3 protein-coding genes are annotated in these 2,966 nt (G+C 44.2%); all 3 read left to right on the plus strand.

The window, feature by feature from the left end; all coding sequences use genetic code 11:
- The first annotated feature begins 117 nt into the window (after positions 1 to 117).
- Positions 118 to 1,260 (plus strand): baseplate J/gp47 family protein, encoded by a 1,143-nt coding sequence (locus tag A3CS_RS0110655; RefSeq protein WP_015971261.1) that lies wholly within the window; start codon positions 118 to 120, stop codon positions 1,258 to 1,260.
- Positions 1,260 to 1,841, plus strand: coding sequence for a DUF2612 domain-containing protein (locus A3CS_RS0110660; RefSeq protein ID WP_015971262.1), 582 nt, complete (start codon positions 1,260 to 1,262; stop codon positions 1,839 to 1,841). The genes A3CS_RS0110655 and A3CS_RS0110660 overlap by 1 nt, the downstream gene beginning before the upstream one ends.
- Positions 1,842 to 1,851: 10 nt before the next feature.
- Positions 1,852 to 2,966: tail fiber protein (locus A3CS_RS0110665; RefSeq protein ID WP_019518482.1), on the plus strand; the 1,115-nt coding region annotated here is incomplete at its 3' end.

Genomic DNA, 2,966 nt, shown 5'->3' on the forward strand with positions numbered 1-2,966 from the left:
TTTGAACCCGATTCGCGCAAACTGACAATATCCATTGATTATCAGGACATTTACGGGCAACAACAGACCGCACGCTATACAGCTTAAAGTGCGGTGTTTTTTTATGGGGAAATTATAATGGCGAAGCTGATTCAAACCGGCATCCAGATTGAGCGATTAAGCGACATTATTACGCGCTTTGAAGAAGGCTTTCTGCAAATTTACGGTCAAAATATTGACCTTTCGCCCGATACACCGGACGGACAGATGGTTGGCCTATTGTCGCAAATTAAGATGGATATTGAAGAAATGGCGGAGAATGTCTATCGCCAATTAGATCCGGACGTAGCAACCGGCGCATGGCTTGAACAACGCGTAGCTTATGCCGGTTTAATGCGTCGCGCGGCAAGTTACAGTTATCTGCGCTCGGTAGTTTTAACCGGTGAACCCTTAACACAGCTTTATGCTGGCATTGTCGTTTCAGACCCTCATAAAGTGCGGTGGGTTTTGAATGCAAATGTGCAGTTAGACAGTAACGGTTCCGCGCGGGCGGATTTTCGCAGTGAAGAACTTGGCGCATTTAATCTTGCCAAGAACACAAATTTAACGATTGAGACTGTGACGCTTGGGCTTAACGCGGCCACAACGCTTGAAAATGCGGAAATCGGCGTGGAAGAAGAAACCGATCAGCAATTACGAGAACGTTTTTTCATTAGTCGAACCAAAAATGCGCAAAATTCGGCGGACGCTATCCAATCAAAAATCGCCGCCTTGCCTGATGTTAAACAGGTGAAAGTGTTAGAGAACAACACAAAACAACGGGACAAAAACGGCGTTGAGCCACATTCTTTAAACGTTATTGTTGATGGTGGCGAAGATAATCAGATCGCGCAAGTGATTTACGAAAACAAGGGCGCCGGCGTAGGGTTGCAAGGTGGCACAGAAACGACTTTGACCATAAATAATGAGCGTCGCACATTACGCTTTGATCGCGTTGTCCAGGTTGATGTGCAGGTGTCTATGCGCTGTGTGCGGTATGAAGATTTTACCGAAGTGGATAAAGAAGAAATTAAGCGACTATTATCTATCCAGAAGTTTGAAATAGGGCAGAATTTATCGTTATCGCGTCTTTACTCGCCAATTAACCAGGTGGGCGGATTCTGGGTAAAAGAACTGAAAATTGGACGCAAAGGGCAGGCATTAAAAGCGGAAAATGTGGCCGTCCAGCCGCGTGAACTGGCTCGTATTTTAGCGTCAGATATTACTATCGAGGTGGAATAATGGCTTATGCTGATTTATTGATTTGGCAATATCGCAATAAGCCGAAAGCCGTTGCCACTATCAAGCTGATAGAAAGCATTATCGCCCAGGGCTTTGTTGATTTGTATCAGTTGCAAGACGTGTTAAATATTGAAACAGCAACAGGTCATCAGTTAGATCTCGTTGGAAAGCACGTTGGACAAGGGCGAATCATTAACGGGTATCAAATGCGGAAGTTTTTCGGCTTCCGAGGGTCTACGCAAGCACTAGGGTTTAGCAAGTTAAGAAGAGGGGGCGGGCAATGGTATCGCAGACGCGACCCGCTGGCTGATTCGGTGCGATTATCCGATGAGGATTATCGATTTATGATCAAATGCCGAATTTTGAAAAATTATCAAACCGGCACGCTACCAAATATGATTGAGGCGTGCCGGTTTATTTTTGGGGACGGCTGCCGCGTCATCGATAACTATGACATGACAGTATCAGTATCAGTATCAGTATCAAACCAAAACATATCCGATTTCAAAAAATTTGCAATCAATAATCTTGATATTTTGCCGCGCCAGGCTGGCGTGCAATATATTTTCAAATTAGTGTAAGAGGTCATTTATGGCATTAGTCAACAAACCGGACGAAAGCATTTTTGCGTCATCTGCAAAACAGGGCGAAGTGGATAATTTCCCCGATTTATTGCGCGGTTGGGGGATTACTTTCGATCAAACGCAAGGCATTCCACCTATGGAGTGGTTTAACTTTTTATTCAAACGGCTGGACGAAAAGCACGCCTATTTAATGCAGCGCGGATTGCCGGAGTGGTCGGCTACACAAGACTACAATAAAGGTTCTTGCGTACAGTTTGACGGCTTAAGCTATCGCGCACTGAAAGCAAACCAAAACAACCAACCAAATGAAGCTAATTCGCAATATTGGGTGCGTTGGGGCTTTACGCTAACTGAAATTGCCCGTGCGACATTAACCCAATACGGCTTAACTCAACTTTATACCGGTTACGACAGTCAGCGCGAGGATTTAGCATTAACGCCTAAAACCGCATTTTTGCTAAAGCAGCTTATTGATTCCAATACAAGAACTCTAGGTGATGTTATTCCGAACAGCAAAAAATCTGATGAAGTGAATAGTAACTCGTCTGATACTGTAGCGACATCAAAAGCGGTTAAAACGGCTTATGACAAAGGCGTTGAAGCGAAAACCGCAGCAGATAATGCACAACATACGGCAAACTCTGCTGAAAATATCGCAAATAATGCTAATGATAACGCAAACCGGCGTGTGTCAAAGAGCGGCGATACAATGACAGGCCAGCTTTCGGTTCCAAACATTATTACTAAGCACCACGGCACGGGCGGCTATCATAATCAATTTGACATGCAAGCCCCATTTTTCGTTGATGCGGTAGGTTATACACGCGAATCAACATTTCATCCTTTTATAAAAGGCAAAGTTAGAACAAAAGGAGACTGGGGAACAGTCTTTTCGATAGGATATACGACGAAGCAAACCGGATATTACGAGAATGGTGAATTTGGACGCGGCGTTATAAATTTAAACGAAGATAACGGAGCTTTTAAAAACTGGGAGTTTGAGCATAACGGTACATTCCGGTCGGCTGGTGATGTAGTAACATCAACCGGCAGATCATTAAATAGTACAATCTACAAAGAAGGCAACCCACACGATATTGCACTGTCATGGTTAACAGATGG

The organism is Aggregatibacter actinomycetemcomitans DSM 8324, assembly GCF_000372365.1.
GTDB classification, from domain to species: domain Bacteria; phylum Pseudomonadota; class Gammaproteobacteria; order Enterobacterales; family Pasteurellaceae; genus Aggregatibacter; species Aggregatibacter actinomycetemcomitans.